The 15,263-nt window shown below is 71.4% G+C and carries 15 protein-coding genes; 5 read left to right on the forward strand and 10 right to left on the reverse strand.

All coding sequences use genetic code 11. The features are described from left to right. Position 1 precedes the first annotated feature (1 nt). Together ACK1X7_RS45390 and ACK1X7_RS45395 are read right to left on the reverse strand one after the other, a co-directional pair. Complete coding sequence (locus ACK1X7_RS45390) at positions 2–967, reverse strand: DMT family transporter (RefSeq protein WP_385149715.1); 966 nt, start codon at positions 965–967, stop codon at positions 2–4. A gap of 50 nt (positions 968–1,017) precedes the next feature. Next, the gene (locus ACK1X7_RS45395; protein ID WP_385149712.1) at positions 1,018–1,623 is read right to left on the reverse strand and encodes a TetR/AcrR family transcriptional regulator; all 606 of its coding nucleotides are present in this window, start codon (positions 1,621–1,623) and stop codon (positions 1,018–1,020) included. A 223-nt stretch (positions 1,624–1,846) separates the two neighbouring features. On the opposite strand from ACK1X7_RS45395, the gene ACK1X7_RS45400 reads away from it, so the two are divergent. Continuing rightward, complete coding sequence (locus tag ACK1X7_RS45400) at positions 1,847–2,485, forward strand: isochorismatase family cysteine hydrolase (protein WP_398160855.1); 639 nt, start codon at positions 1,847–1,849, stop codon at positions 2,483–2,485. A gap of 10 nt (positions 2,486–2,495) precedes the next feature. Here ACK1X7_RS45400 and ACK1X7_RS45405 read toward each other — a convergent pair whose 3' ends face one another. Beyond that, positions 2,496–3,728, reverse strand: a complete 1,233-nt coding sequence (locus ACK1X7_RS45405) for an MFS transporter (protein WP_390792459.1) — start codon at positions 3,726–3,728, stop codon at positions 2,496–2,498. A 128-nt stretch (positions 3,729–3,856) separates the two neighbouring features. Between ACK1X7_RS45405 and ACK1X7_RS45410 the strand changes: the two genes are divergently transcribed. Together ACK1X7_RS45410 and ACK1X7_RS45415 are read left to right on the forward strand one after the other, a co-directional pair. Next, positions 3,857–4,849, forward strand: coding sequence for an ArsR/SmtB family transcription factor (locus ACK1X7_RS45410; RefSeq protein WP_390792227.1), 993 nt, complete (start codon positions 3,857–3,859; stop codon positions 4,847–4,849). Positions 4,850–4,957: 108 nt separating this feature from the next. Then, a complete protein-coding gene (locus ACK1X7_RS45415; protein ID WP_385149701.1) occupies positions 4,958–5,416 on the forward strand; it encodes a MarR family winged helix-turn-helix transcriptional regulator in 459 nt (152 codons plus the stop codon). 78 nt (positions 5,417–5,494) lie between these two features. On the opposite strand, the gene ACK1X7_RS45420 is transcribed toward ACK1X7_RS45415, so the two are convergent. The 7 genes from ACK1X7_RS45420 to fae form a co-directional block, all read right to left on the reverse strand. Continuing rightward, positions 5,495–6,361, reverse strand: a complete 867-nt coding sequence (locus ACK1X7_RS45420) for an RNA polymerase sigma-70 factor (RefSeq protein WP_385149698.1) — start codon at positions 6,359–6,361, stop codon at positions 5,495–5,497. Further along, on the reverse strand, positions 6,358–6,939 hold the full coding sequence (locus ACK1X7_RS45425) for a carboxymuconolactone decarboxylase family protein (protein WP_385149695.1): 582 nt from the start codon (positions 6,937–6,939) through the stop codon (positions 6,358–6,360). The genes ACK1X7_RS45420 and ACK1X7_RS45425 overlap by 4 nt, the downstream gene beginning before the upstream one ends. A gap of 112 nt (positions 6,940–7,051) precedes the next feature. Continuing rightward, positions 7,052–8,221, reverse strand: a complete 1,170-nt coding sequence (locus ACK1X7_RS45430; RefSeq protein WP_390792228.1) for an iron-containing alcohol dehydrogenase — start codon at positions 8,219–8,221, stop codon at positions 7,052–7,054. Between the two features lie 40 nt (positions 8,222–8,261). Next, a complete protein-coding gene (locus ACK1X7_RS45435) occupies positions 8,262–9,197 on the reverse strand; it encodes an NAD(P)-dependent oxidoreductase (RefSeq protein ID WP_385149689.1) in 936 nt (311 codons plus the stop codon). 73 nt (positions 9,198–9,270) lie between these two features. Continuing rightward, a complete protein-coding gene (locus ACK1X7_RS45440) occupies positions 9,271–10,791 on the reverse strand; it encodes an aldehyde dehydrogenase (protein WP_390792230.1) in 1,521 nt (506 codons plus the stop codon). Then, entirely contained in the window at positions 10,788–11,900 is a 1,113-nt protein-coding gene (locus ACK1X7_RS45445; RefSeq protein WP_413116679.1) for a mandelate racemase/muconate lactonizing enzyme family protein, read from the reverse strand. Before ACK1X7_RS45445 ends, ACK1X7_RS45440 begins: the two co-directional genes overlap by 4 nt. Continuing rightward, positions 11,897–12,436 (reverse strand): formaldehyde-activating enzyme, encoded by a 540-nt coding sequence (gene fae, locus ACK1X7_RS45450; protein WP_361497665.1) that lies wholly within the window; start codon positions 12,434–12,436, stop codon positions 11,897–11,899. Before fae ends, ACK1X7_RS45445 begins: the two co-directional genes overlap by 4 nt. 202 nt (positions 12,437–12,638) lie before the next feature. Here fae and ACK1X7_RS45455 point away from each other — a divergent pair, with 202 nt between their 5' ends. Further along, on the forward strand, positions 12,639–13,520 hold the full coding sequence (locus ACK1X7_RS45455; RefSeq protein WP_390792232.1) for an IclR family transcriptional regulator: 882 nt from the start codon (positions 12,639–12,641) through the stop codon (positions 13,518–13,520). Between the two features lie 161 nt (positions 13,521–13,681). Beyond that, positions 13,682–15,160, forward strand: a complete 1,479-nt coding sequence (locus ACK1X7_RS45460) for an NAD-dependent succinate-semialdehyde dehydrogenase (protein ID WP_390792233.1) — start codon at positions 13,682–13,684, stop codon at positions 15,158–15,160. Positions 15,161–15,263: the final 103 nt, after the last annotated feature.

The following is a 15,263-nucleotide window of genomic DNA, read 5'->3' on the forward strand; positions in this document are numbered from 1 at the left end:
GCTACGGCACCCGCCCCGGGCCCGGCCGGGCAACGGTGTGCTCCGCCGCCGTGCGCTGTGGCGGCGTCACGCCTTCCGGCCGCTGTCGGCGCCGCCCCAAGACGGCTGTCGGGGCGGTGAGGACGGCCAGGCAGGCGAGGACGAGCGCGATGCCGGTCCAGCCGACGGCGGGCAGCCGTTCGCCGATGACCAGCACGGCGAGGACGGCGGCGACGGCCGGCTCGAGCAGGGAGAGCGTGGTCGCCGTGCTCGCGGGCACATGCGCCAGCCCCCAGCCGAACAGGACGTAGCCGGCGAACATGGGCACCACCGCCATATAGGCGCCCACGGCCATATTGGTCCCGGAGTCGAGCAGCGGGGCGCCGGTGACCAGGAGGACGGGCACGAGGAGCACTCCGCCCAGGCCGAACACCGTGCCCATCGCCGCGCGGGAGGCGATGCCATGAGTGATCAGCCGGTGCGCCGCCCAGGAGTAGAGGGCGTAGGTCGTGGCCGCGATGAGGCCCAGTCCCACGCCGAGCATCGTGGCGGCCATGGATGGCTGCCCCCGGTCGCCCGGGTCCTGAGTGGCTTGGGCCGCGCACAGCAGGAGGGTGCCCAGAAGGCCCAAGGCAGCGCCGAGTGTCCAGCGGCGCGTCAGCCGCCGCCGGTCCATGACACGTTCGATCACGGCTGAGGCCAGTGGCGCCATACCGATCGACACCACGGTTCCCACCGCCACTCCGGCCAGGTGCATCGAGCTGTAGAACGCCAGGGGGTAGACCGCCACCGCGAGCGCCCCGAGCAGTACGGCGCCGCGCCGCGCCCGCAGCCGTGGGGCCTGACGGACGATGCGGGGGGCGGCGACCAGGGCTTGGAGCAGCCCGCCCAGGCCCATGGCGACGGCGCCGATGGCGAGCGGCCCGACCCCCGGGGCGAAGGTCGCCGCGGTGCCGGTGGTGCCCCACAGCACGGAAGCGGCGAGCACGCACAACGATCCGGCGCCCGCCGAACGGGCGCCGGATCCGGTGGGCCGCCTCACAGCCTGTCCAGCAGGGCCGCCGCCATCGCGCGGGCGTGCCGAAGCCGGTTGCCGTCGCCTTCCAGACCGGCGCGCGCCATCGCGCCCTCCAGCAGGAACGACAGATGCTCCGCCGTGGTGCGCACGTCGTCGGGGCGGTCGGGCAGCAGTTCTTCGAGGTGCCCGGCGATCAGGCGCTCGACCTCCTCCTTGTGGCGGCGTACGACACTCCGCCCCTCGTCTCCGGCGGGCAGCTCGGCCGCCGCGTTGAGCAGTCCGCAGCCGCGAAAGCCGCGCTCATAGGCGAACGCCGCGTGATCGGCGTAGGCGTCGAAGACCGCGAGGACACCGTCGCGGGGGCTCTGGGCCTGCTCCAGCCGGGATGCGTACAGCGCGAGCCACTCCTCGTGCCGGGCGTCGAGATAGGCCCTGACGAGATCGGACTTGGAGGAGAAGTTGTTGTACAGGCTCATCTTCGCCACGCCGGCTTCGGTGGTGATCGTGTCGATTCCGGTCGTCGTCACACCGTCGGCGTAGAAGCGCCGCGCGGCAGCCGCCAGCAGGCGCTCCCGCGCGGGCCGCCGCCTTCCGGGATCCGTCGTCCTCGTACCGGTCTCACTCATCGCATGCATCCCGACAAACTAGGTAGGTAGGTCTACCTAGAGTAGAGGGCGATGAGAGATCCGGGAAGTGGGTTTCACCGTCAGTCGGTCCCAGGCGCCGCCCGCGGCCCCATCACGCGCGGGACCGTCGCCGACTGAGTGGCCGAACGGGGGGGTACTCGGCCGGGCCGGAACATGGCCTGCCCGGGCGATGAGTGATCTTCCAGAGGGCGGAGGGGACATCATGGCAGCCGAGACCTATGACCCCCGGCGAACGGCAGTGCTGCTGGTCGACCCGTACAACGACTTCCTCTCCGAGGGAGGCAAGGTCTGGCCGGTGGTGCAGGGCGTCGCCGAGAAGGTCGGCCTGCTGGACAATCTGCGCGCCGTCGTCGGCGCCGCCCGGCAGTGCGGGGTGCGGGTGGTGTTCGTCCCGCACCGCCGCTGGGAGCCGGGTGACTACGAGTCGTGGACCCACCCCAACCCGACCCAGCGGAACATCATGGTGCGGCACAGCTTCGCCCGGGACACCTGGGGCGGGGAGTTCCACCCCGACTTCCAGCCCCGGCCGGGGGAGGTGGTGGCCCATGAGCACTGGGCGCAGAGCGGGTTCGCCAATACCGACCTGAATATGCAGCTCAGGCAGCACGGCATCACCCATGTGATCCTCATCGGACTGCTGGCGAACACCTGCATCGAGTCCACCGGACGTTTCGCCATGGAGCTCGGCTACCACGTCACGCTGGTCCGTGACGCCACCGCCGCCGCCAAGCCCGAGATGATGCATTCCGCACACGAGCTGAACGGCCCCACGTTCGCCCATGCCATCCTCACGACGAGCGAGCTGCTCACCGCGTTGCCGGGGGAGGACTCCGGAGCGTAGCGGCGGTGCTCTACGGCGTGGCGCCCGAGCCGGAACCGACGACACGGCCCTCCGGGATCTCCCCACGGGGCGGACTCTCCCGGGATCGGCGCACCGTCGGCAGATGGCGGACCAGGGCGATCCCGGTGAGGACGGTGACGAGTGCGCACACACCCCACCAGCCGGCCCGGCTCCAGACCTGGACGCCGAGCCAGGAACCCGCGCTGCCGCCCAGATAGGCGCAGGTCATATAGGCGGTGTTGAGTCTGCTGCGGGCGTCCGGACGCAGTGCGTAGACGCGCGTCTGGTTGGCCACCATGCCCGACTGCATCGCCACGTCCAGGAGCAGTGTGCCGACCGTCAGGGCGGCCAGGCCCGGCGTTCCGCCGCGGGCGCCCGCGGCGAGGATCATGGCGGAGACGAGGACCCCGAGCATGCAGGCGAGGTTCACCGGATCGGGCCCTCGGCGGTCCACCAGTCGGCCGGCGAGCGGGGTGCAGAACATGGTCGCCGCGCCGACCAGGGCGAGCATGCCTACGGCCTGGGCACCCAGCCCGTAGGCCGGACCGGTGAGCAGGAGTGCCAGACAGGTCCAGACGGCCGAGAACCCGGCGAAGACGGTCGCCTGGTACAGGCAGGAGCGGCGCAGCTCCGGCTCGGTGCGCAGCAGCCGCAGCGGTTCGGCCAGGAGCGCGGGGTAGGACTGCCGGGAGGCCGGGGCCGTGGGCGGCACCGTGAACGCCAGGACGGTGGCGAGGAGCAGGGCCACGACCGCGGCCACGAAATAGGGGGCCCGCCAGCCCAGCCATTCGCCGAGTGTGCCGCTGAAGGTGCGGGCCAGCAGCATGCCGCCGGTCGATCCGCTCAGCAGGGTGCCGATCACCGCTCCTCGGCGGTCGGCGGCCACCAGTCCGGCCGCCAGCGGGCCCACGATCTGCGCGGCCACGGTGGTCAGACCGACGAGAGCACTGGCGGCGACGAGGGGCGGCAGGGCCGGTGCGCACCCCGCGGCGAGCAGGGCCAGGCCGCTGAGGGCGAGCAGGACGACGAGGGACGAGCGGTGCGGGATCCGGTCGCCGAGCGGCACCAGCAGGACGATCCCGGCCGTGTAGCCGACCTGGGTGGCGGTCACCACCAGGGCGGCCGAGTCGTCCGACACCCGCAGTCCGTCGGCGACCAGCGGGCCGATGGACTGCGGGAAGTAGATGTTGCCCACCGCCACCGCGCAGGTGACGGCGAGGAGCAGGACCATGCGGCGGCTCATTCGTCAGTCCACCGGCCCATCGGCGGCACCGGGCGCCACGGCCATGGCCTGTGCGTGCGTGGGATGCGTCATGGGCTGAAGTCCATGGCACCGGCGTGCCCCTGCCAATCGATGTAGCGTATGGCTTAATGATCAGCTTTGTGCTCGATGTCGAGGACCTGGCGGATACGCGGTTCGCCGTATCGCCCTTGAACGAGACGGTGTTCAGCCTGCGGGTGCTGCACGATCCGGGCCTGTCCGCGGTGCATCTCCCGTGGCGCAGATCCGTACTCGGCGCACTCGGCGAACTGGACACGGAGCTGCTGATGTCCCTGGTGGCACGGAGACGCACCCTCCCGGACTTTCTGACTCCGCGCCCCGCGAGCTTCGCCCCGGCCTTCGAGGACGAACTGGCCGTCGTCCGCCGGACCCCTCCCGGCCTGGTCCGCCGCGACCTGCCGGCCACCCATGCGCCGGACCCGCTGCCGCCGGCGCTGCGCGATGCCACCGCCGCCGATGACGCACCCGTCGCCGCACTCCGCGACACCATCTGCGCACTCCTGCGGCAGTACTGGGAGATCGCCATCAAGCCGATGTGGCCGCGGATGCGACTGGTCGTGGAGGCGGACATGACCTACCGCGCACGGCAACTGGCCATGGGCGGCGCCCGCCTGCTCTTCGCCGATATGCACCCCAACCTGCGCTGGCACAACGGGGTGCTGTACATCGCCAAGATGATCAGCCGGCACCAGGTCGCGGCATCCGGCCGAGGACTGCTCCTCCTGCCATCCGTCTTCGCGCACAAGCCCGCGCCCCCGGTGAGCCCGGCGGAACCTCCGTCGCTGGTCTATCCCAGCCGTGGGGTGGCGACGCTCTGGGCCTCGGCGCCCACCGCCGGCGCGCCCGCTCTCGTGTCGCTCATCGGCGTGCCCCGGGCGAGGCTTCTCGGCCTCCTGGAGGAACCACTGCCCACCGTCGAGCTCGCCCGCCGCCTCCGGGTGACGCCGAGTGCCGTCTCCCAGCACCTGCGCGTGCTGCATGCCACCGGACTGGTCACCAGGGCACGCCACGGACGGCAGGTGATGTACCGGCGAAGCACCCTCGGCGACCAACTCGCTGCCCCGGACGCGTCGTACGGGTGAGGTGGCGACCGCGAGGCGCGGGGGCCGGGCGTCCTTGACTTCACGTCCGGTTCAACTTTTACGGTCGGTTTCGTCGAACGAGTTCAAGCACAGACGGAGGGACCGGCCATGGAGTACTCCCACAGCGACGCCGAACTGATACGGCAGCCCATCGGCTACTGGAGTTGGGCGGCGTACAAAGCCGTTGTCACCCGCATCCAGGCCACGCTCGCCGGGATCGGCACCACCCAGCCACAGTGGTGGGTCCTCGCGCAGGTCGCCCACGCCGACCCCGCCAAGACCCGCGAGGAGGTGTCCGGCCTGCTCAGCAACTATCTCGAAGCGGGTCCGGAGGTCATGGAGGAGGAGATCGACCGGACCATCGCCCAGGGCTGGATCACCGAGGACGCCGAGGGACATCTGGGCCTGACGGCCGAGGGCAGAACCTTCTTCGACAAGGCCGCGGCCCTCCAGGACGAACTGCGGACGGAACGGCACGCGGGCATCTCCGACGAGGAGTACCTGACGACGGTCAAGGTGCTCCAGCGATTCATCCACAACACGGGTGGACATGCCTGGCACCACTAGGGAGGGCCGCCCCCGTGCGGGCGTGGGTGTTCCAGGCGGTCCGCCCGGAACACCCATGGCATCAGAGCTGTGGCGCGCCTACCTGGTGAGTTCGGCCGGTACATCCAGCCGGGTCAGTTTCCGTGGATTTCTCACCACATAGATCCGGGCGATGCGCCCGTTCTCCACCAGGAGGCTCACCGCGGACGGTTCGCCGTCGAAGACGAGCCGGCCCGCGGGCGCGCCGTTGAGCCATACGGGCGCCGTCTCGAACGCGGCCACCACCTGGTGCGCGCGCGCCAGCAACTTCGCCACTTCCCCGACGCCGTGGATCGGAGCCCGCGCGGCGGCCACCACCCCGCCACCGTCGGCGATCATGACCACGTCCGGCGCCATGATCTCCATCAGCTCCCGCACCTGCCCGGTCCGCAGCGCGGCCAGGAACCGCTCCACCACGGCCTGTTGCTCCGAGCGGCTCACCCGCATCCGCGGCCGCCGGGCCGCCACATGCTCGCGCGCCCGTCGGGCGATCTGCCGCACCGTGGCCGCGGACTTCCCGATGGCCTCGGCGATCTCTCCGTACGGCATGTCGAAGACCTCGCGCAGCACGAACACCGCCCGCTCGGCCGGTCCGAGTGTTTCCAGGACGGTCAGCATCGCGATCGACACGCTCTCCGCGAGCTCGATGTCCTCGGCGACATCGGGGCTGGTCAGCAGCGGTTCCGGCAGCCACTCGCCGATGTATTCCTCACGGCGGCGCGACAGTGTCCGCAGGCGGTTGAGCGCCTGGCGGGTGACCGTGCGGACGAGATAGGCCCGCGGGTCACGCACCCGCGACCGGTCGACGCCGGCCCACCGCAGCCAGGACTCCTGGACCACGTCCTCCGCGTCGGCGGCCGACCCGAGCATCTCGTAGGCGACCGTGAACAGCAGGCTGCGATGGGCGACGAACGGATCCTCGGTCATGCCGTGGACGCTACGCCGGACGACTGCGCGGCGCGCCCGGCCAGCGGAATCCCGCAGGCGTCGGAGTAGCCCTGCGAGGTGATTCCGTGGGCCGTATTGCACCTGCTCGCGAAGTTGGCGAAGCCGATGTACACGGTGAGTTCGACCAGCGCCGCCGGGCCGAGCCGGTCGAGCAGGCCCGCGGACAACTCGTCGGTGACGGTCGGCGGTGTATGCGTCATGGCCTCGGCGTACTCCAGGACGTCCCGCTCCAGCGGCGTGAACACCTCCGACTCCCGCCAGCGCGGCACCTGGCTGGCCTTGGCCAGGTCCAGGTTCTGGTTCAGCGCGAGGAAGTAGTTGACATCGAGGCACCAACTGCACCCGATCTGTGCGGCGACCGCCATATGCGCGAACGTCTTGAGGCTCGCGTCGGCCGCGTCCCACGCGCCCAGCTTGGCCGCGAACTCCCGGTTCGCCTCGGCCACCTTGGGGTTGTTCCACAGCACCTCGTCGGGCTCGGGCACCTCGCCGAGCTGCTTGAGCAGGTTTTCCCGGAGCTCGGTGGGGAGCTCCCCCTTCGGAACGCGTAGCGACATGGTGTTCTCCCTGTGCGGTTGCCTGTTCGGCATGAAGACACCGCCGGGTCCGCGCATGTGACAGTGGTCGCCACCGTGCCCGGATCGTCCAGGTCACGGTGGCGCGCCACGGTCAGTAGGTGGTGGTGAGGATGTCCAGGACCTGGGTGTGATCGGGGGGCAGGGGGTTGTTCTTCGTCACCGCGTCCGCCACCGCTCCGGCGGCGATGGCGGGCAGCATGTCGCGGTCGGCGCCCAGCGTCCGCAGAGGGCGCTTCACCTCGACGGCGCCCGCGATCTCGCGTACCGCTTCGATGGCGGCCCGCGCCCAGTCCCCGTCGGCGGGCGGTGCCAGCCGCATGGCGCGCGCCACCTGCTCATAGGCGCCCTGCGCGGCGGGGGCGTTGAACTCCATCACCTCCTCCAGGACGGCGGCGAGGGCGACGCCGTGAGGAGTGCCGGTGTGCGCGGTCAGCGCGTGGCCGATGCCATGGATCAGCCCGAGCCCGGAGAGGCTGAGCGCCTGGCCCGCGAGATGGGCTCCCAGCATCAGCTCGGCGCGGGCGTCGAGATCCGAGCCGTCCCGGTACGCGGCGGGCAGGGCGCGGCTGACCATGGTCACGGCCTGGGTGGCGTAGGCGGTGGAGACCGGGTTCGCGCCACGCGAGGCGAGTGACTCGATGCCGTGGACGAGGGCGTCGATACCGGTGGCGGCGGTGGCGGGTGCGGGCAGGCCCAGGGTGAGCTCCGGGTCGAGCAGCGCGATGCGCGGCTTCACGGAGGGGTGGCCGAGGTAGACCTTGCGGCAGGCGGTGGTGTCCTCGATGACCCCGAAGCCGTTGGTCTCGGCGCCGGTGCCGGAGGTCGTGGGGATCGCGACGAGCGGGAGTCCGTCGGCCGCCTCCCACAGTTCGTCGGCGTCGGCGGCCGTCGCCTTCGGGTTGCCGACCAGCAGGGATATGCCCTTCGCCGCGTCGAGTACCGAGCCACCGCCGAGCGCGACGACCGCGGCGGTGCCGAACGTACGGGCCCGTGCGGCACCCGCGTCGACGTTGGCGGTGGACGGGTTGGGGGCCACCTCGTCGTAGACGGCGTACTCCAGCCCGGCGGCCCGGAGGGTCCCCAGGACCGGCTCCAGGACGCCCGCGGCGCGCAGGCCGTGGTCGGTGACGACGAAGGCGCGATCGTGGCCGGTGGCCGCGATCAGTGCGGGGAGCCGGCCGATGCGGCCGGGGCCGAACTCGATACGGCAGGTGGGGTCGATGCTCAGCGGTGTGGGACCGCCGGGCCCGGAAGAGGTCATGGGGTGCGGCTCCTGGCGTCGTGGTGGCGTTCGCTCGTTCTCAGACCGCGAGTGTCGCGTCGGCCGGCGCGATGGTCGGGTCGGGCAGCCGGAACTCCTGCCCGGCCAGGGCCTCGTAGAGGCGGACGGGGCTCATCTCACCGGCGAGCTCGCCGTGATGGGCCTTGGACCGGCGGTAGATCTGCTCGACGAGTGCGGACAGTTCGGTCGACACGCCCAGGTCGCGGCCGAGGTCGACGGCGAGCCCCAGATCCTTGCAGGCCAGTGCCATGGCGAACGAGTCGTCGTAGTCACCGTCGGCGAGGATGGACATGAGGTCCTTCTCGACGAAGGAGGAGGCGGCCGGGCTCGCCAGCAGCGAGCTGCGCAGCGTCCCGAGGTCGACGCCCGCCTTGACGCCCATGGCGAGCACCTCGGAGGTGGCGACCAGGTGGCTGAACCAGAGCAGGTTGAGCATGAGCTTGACGGTGTAGCCCGCTCCGGGCGGGCCGACGTGCAGAATCCGGTCCGGATCGCCCATGGCTTCGAGGACGGGCAGGGCGATGCGGAAGTCGTCGTCCGTACCGCCGGCGAAGATCTGAAGTGCGCCGGCCTCGGCGCCCCGCGCCATGCCGCTGACCGGTGCGTCGAGCCGGCGCACCCCGCGCCCGTCCAGCACATCGGCGGCGACACGGTCCGCGGCCGCGGGGGTCGAGGTAGACATGTCGATCCACAGGGCACCGGGCGGCAGGGCCTCGGCCGCGCCACCGCGCAGCAGCACGTCCTCCACGATGCGCGGGGTGGGGAGCATCGTGATCAGGAATTCCGCGCCTTCGGCACAGGTCGCGGGGGAATCGGCCCAGCGGGCGCCGAGCGCCAGATGCTCGGCGGCGGCCTCGGGCCGGGTGTCGTGCACGGTGACCAGGTGGCCCGCGTGGATGAGATGGCGGGCCATGTGGCGTCCCATGTTGCCCAGGCCGATGAAACCGATCCTCATCGTTGTCCTCGCTGTGGTGAGAAGAGATAAGTAAAGAGGGGAGGGTTGGACAGGTCCGTGCACCGTGGCCGGTTCAGGCCAGGTTGATCCAGGTGGTCTTCAGCGCGGTGTACGCGTCCAGTGCGTGCAGGGACTTGTCCCGGCCCGCGCCGGTGGCCTTGAAGCCGCCGAAGGGGGTGATGACATCGCTGGCGTCGAAGGTGTTGATCCAGACCGTCCCGGCCCGCAGTCGCTTGGCGGCGCGGTGGGCGACGGCCACATCACGTGTCCAGACGGAGGCGACGAGCCCGTAGTCGCTCTCGTTGGCCAGCCGTATCCCCTCGTCGGCGTCGCCGTCGTAGGTCACGATGGCCAGGACCGGGCCGAAGATCTCCTGCTGGCCGACGGCGGAGGTGTTCACCACCCCGTCCAGAACGGTCGGTTCGACAAAGCTGCCGCCCGACTCGGTGAGGGTGCGGCCACCGCCGAACACCACGCTCGCCCCGTCCGCCACACCGCGTTCGACATAGCCGAGGACGGTGGCGAGCTGGGTCTCGTCGACCAGGGGGCCCATGACGGTGGCCGGGTCGAGCGGATCGCCCACCCGGAAGGTCTCCGCGGTGATCCGGCGCAGGGCGTCCAGAAGCCGGTCCTTGACGGAGGCGTGGACCACGACACGGGAACCGGCGTTGCAGGTCTGTCCGGCGTTGTAGAAGATGCCCCAGGCCACGGCCGACGCGGCGGCCTCGATATCGGCGTCGGGCAACAGGAGCTGGGGCGACTTGCCACCCGCCTCGACGGCCACCTGCTTGCCGTTGGACTCGCCCGCGTACACCTGGAAGAGCCGGGCCACCTCCGCCGAGCCGGTGAAGGCGATCTTGTCGACCTCCGGGTGGCGGCCCAGCGCCTGTCCGGCCACCTCGCCGCGGCCCGGGACGACGTTGAACACCCCGTCCGGCAGACCCGCCTCGCAGGCGAGGGCGGCCAGCCGCAGGGCGGCCAGGGAGGTCTGCTCGGCCGGTTTGAGGACGACGCTGTTGCCGGTGGCCAGGGCCGGGCCCAGCTTCCAACTGGCGATCAGCAGCGCGTAGTTCCACGGGACGACCGCGCCGATGACGCCCAGGGGCTCCCGGGTGATCAGGGCGATCGCGTCGCCCGGGGTCGGCGCCACCTCGTCGTAGGTCTTGTCGATGGCCTCGGCGTACCAGGCGATGGTCTCGGCGGCCTTGTCCACGTCGATCCGCACGGACTCGGTGATGGGCTTGCCCATCTCCAGGGTGTCGAGGAGGGCCAGCTCCTCGGCGTTCGCCCGGATCAGCTCGGCCCAGCGCAGCAGGACACCCTTGCGCTCCTTGGGCGGGAGGTCGCGCCACCGGCCGTCCTCGAAGGCGGCGCGCGCGCCGCGTACGGCACGGTCCACGTCCTCGGCCCCCGCCGCCTGCACCTTGGCGAGCACCGCACCGTCGCGCGGCGAGACGCTGGTGAAGCTGTCGCCGGACAGGGCGTCGGTGAAGCGGCCGTCGATGAACAGCCGGGTCTCGACGGTGAGTGTGCCGGCCGCGGCCACCCACTGGTCGTACGAGCGGGCGAGCAGGGCGTCGATGCCATGCGTCATGTGATCCTCCACCGGTCGATCGCGTCTTCGTCGAGTTCGATACCGAGGCCCGGCCGCGCGGGTATCTCGAGGTTGCCGTCGCCGCCGACCCGCACCGGTTCGGCGAGCATGAAGTCCCGGCGCTCCGGGGTCCACCCGGGCGGGTCGTAGGGGAACTCGAAGAACGGGCCGCCGCCGACCCCCGCCGCCACATGCAGATTGGCGAGCACGCCGATGCCGTTGGTCCAGCTATGCGGGGTGAAGTGGCGGTGCTTGAGCTGGGCGACTTCCGCCAGGGTGCGGGCGCGGTGCATGCCGATCGCGAGCACCACGTCCATCTGGTAGATGTCCAGGGCGTCCTCTTCGAGGTAGCGCAGCAGCTCGGTGGGGGAGTGGTGCATCTCGCCGGCCGCGATGCGCACCCCGGGGTTCTCGGCCCGCAGCCGCTTGAAGCCCGCCAGGTCGCCGTAGGGCAGCGGCTCCTCGACCCAGAACACGTCGAGCTCGGCCAGCCGCGCGATGGTCTTGCGGGTCCGGGCGAGGTCGGTGGCGCCCGCGGTGTCGCCCGCCATGCGCCACGACTGGTTCAGGTCCACCATGATCTCGAAGTCCGCGCCCAGTTCCTCGCGTACGGCGCGGACCGCGGCGATCCCCTCGTCCACCCGGCTGCGGTCGATGCGTATCTTCATTGCGCGGAAGCCCGCTTCGCGGACCTTCAGCGCGGTGGCGACGCGCTCCCGCGGCGACTTGAGCTCACCGCAGGAGGCGTAGGCGGGCAGCTTCTTGGCCGCGTTGCCGAACAGCTCCGCCACCGGGCGGCCGTGCACCTTGCCGATGATGTCCCACAGCGCCGCCTCCAGCGGCCAGTAGTGGGCGCCGTGGAAGTTGGCGGTCTCGATGGCCTTGACGTGCCGGGTGATGTCGAGCGGGTCCTCGCCGACGAACAGGTGCTTGTAGGTGTCGAAGCCGTCCATCAGATCACCGGAGCCGATACCGGTGATCCCCTCGTCGGTGTGGACGCGGACGATCGTCGCGTCGAAGTGGCGCCGTGGCTCGGGGTCCCACGCGGCCCGGAACGGCGGGTCCAGCTCCAGGCGCAGCCGGTCCAGGGTGATGTCCGTGATCTTCATCGGGTGAGCACCTCGGAGGTCGGGGCGTAGAACGGGTTCGCCGGGCCTTCCTCGGCGGCCGCGAGGACATCGGCCACCGTCGGGGTGCCGGTCACCGCGGCCCGCACCGCCTCGTACGCGGCGGCGCGCTGATTGCGGAAGGACACATCCAGGTCGTCGACCGCCGGGTTCACCCAGATCGCGGCGATGATCAGCAGATCGTCGGCCTCCTCGGCGGGCAGCAGACCGCCCTGGACCGCGTCCGCGACGCCCCGCGCCAGACCGGCCTGGGCGGAGCCCCAGGTGGCGCGCTGATGCAGCTCACCCTCCGCGGCGGCCTTCGGCACGAACAGCGTCAGCGGCTTCACCGGGACCGAGGGCCGCACGATCGTCACGAAGGGAACGTGTCCGGCGCTGGGCGTGGCCAGCGCCGTGGCCCAGGCCGTCTCGACGGGTCCGCCCTTGCGTCCGATCACGACGTTCGTGTGCGCGGCGTTGGCACCCTCCCCGGCGAAGGACTCGCCGATGCGGGCGGTCGGGGCAAAAGGCGATGGCATGGGGATCTCCTGGATCTCCGGGAGCGGGGAATCGGCGGACCACAGGGGAGGAACCACGCATTCGCCGCAGTTCTCCGGTCCGATGCGGCGAATCTAGAACCGCCGCCACCTCGCCGACAAGGCGCCCGGCTGAATCGAAATGCCGGTTGCTCTCATGACAACCCGGCGGCTGACCTGGGGCTTCCCCGGCGCGCGCCCTAGGATGTCGCGCGTGACGAACCTCCCCCCTCGCGGCACCGACGGTCCCGAGGACCCGGCCGATCCGCAACGGCCGGGCCCGGGTGAAGCCTCCTCCGGCCCCGGGGACACCGCTGCCCCGCGCGGCCACGGGCTGCGCCGTGACATCGACCTGCTGGAGGCGCTCGCCTCCGACGAGGCCCAGAACGCCGGCGGGCTCGGTGTCGTACGGCTGGCGCATCTGGTGGGCAGGGAGAAGACCCAGGTCTCCCGGGCCCTCAAGGCCCTGGCCACCGCGGGCATCGTGGAACGGGACCCCGACACCCTGGAGTACCGCCTGGGCTGGCGGCTCTTCTCGCTCGTCGCCAGGACCTCGCAGAACCGGCTGGTGCGCATGGCGGAGCCGGTGATGCACGCGCTCTCCTCGGACGTGGAGGAGACCAGCCATCTGTGTGTGCTGAGCGACCGCGAGGTGCTCACCCTGCTCTCGGTCTCCGGACACTCCTTCCGCGTCCACGGCTGGGAGGGGCGCGGAGTGCCCGCGTGGCAGACCTCGGCCGGGCGGGTGCTGCTGGCCGATGCCACCCCCGATGAGCTGTACGTCCGCTTCGGCACCGCCTCGACGCCACCGATCCCCGAACTGTGGGCACTGATCCAGGAGGCTTCACGACGGGGCTACGCGAGGGTGAGCGAGGAGTTCGAGACCGGTCTGGTCGGGGTCTCGGCACCCGTGCGCGACTTCCGGGGACGGGTCGTCGCGGCGCTCAACATCTCGGCGCCCAAGTCCCGGCTCGGCGACCGCCTGGACCAGGCGGGCCGCACCACGGCCAAGGCGGCGGCACGCGTCTCCGTGATGCTGGGCTGGGAGCCGCGGCACACCTCGTTCCCCAGGGCACGGCTCACCTGAAAGCGCGAGGGCCGGTGTGCGGGGGCAGGCATGACGGGGGAGTTGCCCTGACAGCAACCACCATTGCGATCCGAGAAGTGGTCTTGTCGGCCGCATGACGCGCTCGTAAATTCACCGCGAACCGGACCAGCCCTTGTTCGGAACGGAGAAAAGAGCAGCTCATGAACCTCCCCGGCATAGAAACCCTCGTCAAGGCGCCGTTCGCCGAAGGCGATGTGTTCATCGCCGGCCGCTGGTGCGCGGCCGAGGACGGACGGACGTTCCCCGTGCACGACCCGGCCACCGCGGAGCTGATCCGCGAGGTGTCCGCGGCCGGCCCGGCGGACGCCATGGCGGCGGTCGACGCGGCCCAGACGGCTGCCGCCGGGTGGCGGGCGACACCGGCCCGCCGTCGTTCGGAGGTCCTGCACACGGCGTTCGCGCTGATGCGCGAGCACACCGACACGCTCGCCCGGCTGATCGTCCTGGAGAACGGCAAGGCATACCGGGACGCGGCGGCCGAGGTCGGCTACGCGGCGGAGTTCTTCCGCTGGTTCGCCGAGGAGGCGGTACGGATCGGCTCCTCGTTCGGCGACGCGCCCGGGGGCGGCTTCCGGCACGTGGTGCGCAGGCATCCGGTGGGTGTCACCGCCTTCGTCACCCCGTGGAACTTCCCGGCCGCGATGGCCACCCGGAAGATCGCCCCGGCGCTCGCCGCCGGCTGCCCGGTGCTCCTCAAGCCGGCCCCCGACACCCCGTTCACCGCCCTCGCGATCGCCGCCCTGCTGAGCGAGGCGGGCCTGCCCGACGGGCTGCTGAACGTCCTGCCGACCGACCGCGCGCCCGAGGTGGTCTCCGCCTGGCTCCGCGACGAGCGGGTCCGCAAGTTCTCCTTCACCGGCTCCACCGCCACCGGCCGGACCCTCCTGGGGCAGGCGGCGGCGAACGTGGTCAACGTGACCATGGAACTGGGCGGCAACGCCCCCTTCATCGTCTGCGAGGACGCCGACGTCGACGCCGCGGTGCGCGGTGCGATGGACGCCAAGATGCGGGGCGGTGGCGAGGTCTGCATCGCCGCCAACCGGTTCTACGTCCATGAGTCCGTCGCCGCCGAATTCACCGCGAAGTTCGCGGCGGCCATGACCGCGGTACGCGCCGGAGCCGGTCTGGAGGAGGGCGTCACCCTCGGCCCGATGATCAACCGGACCGCAGTGGAGTCCATCCGTTCCCTGGTCGACGACGCGGTCGGGCGTGGCGCGAAGGTGGCCGCGCGGGGCAGCGTGCCGGAGGGACCGGGCTGCTACCACCCGGCCACCGTCCTGGTGGACGTGGACGAGGACGCCCGGATCATGAACGAGGAGGTCTTCGGGCCGGTCGCGCCCCTGGCCACCTTCACCGACGAGGACGAGCTGGTGGCCCGTGCCAACGCCACGGTGCACGGTCTCGCCTCGTACATCTACTCGCGCGATGTGGGCCGGGCCCTGCGCCTGGCCGAGCGCCTGGAGACCGGCATGGTCGGCCTCAACCGGGGCCTGCTGTCCGACCCGGCCGCGCCCTTCGGCGGCGTCAAGCAGTCGGGTCTGGGCAGGGAGGGCGGCCGCGAGGGCATCGAAGCCTTCCTGGAAACGCAGTACATCGCCCTCGACTGGCCGACCGACTGATTCCCCCTCTTTCCCTTTCCACCGCTGCTCCCGGGGCCACTCCTCCCGGGCCGCTCATTCCCGGGCCGCTCTTTCCCGGGGCAGCGGTCTCCTCCCCCTCTCA

The organism is Streptomyces sp. CY-1, assembly GCF_047218265.1.
Lineage (GTDB): Bacteria > Actinomycetota > Actinomycetes > Streptomycetales > Streptomycetaceae > Streptomyces > Streptomyces niphimycinicus.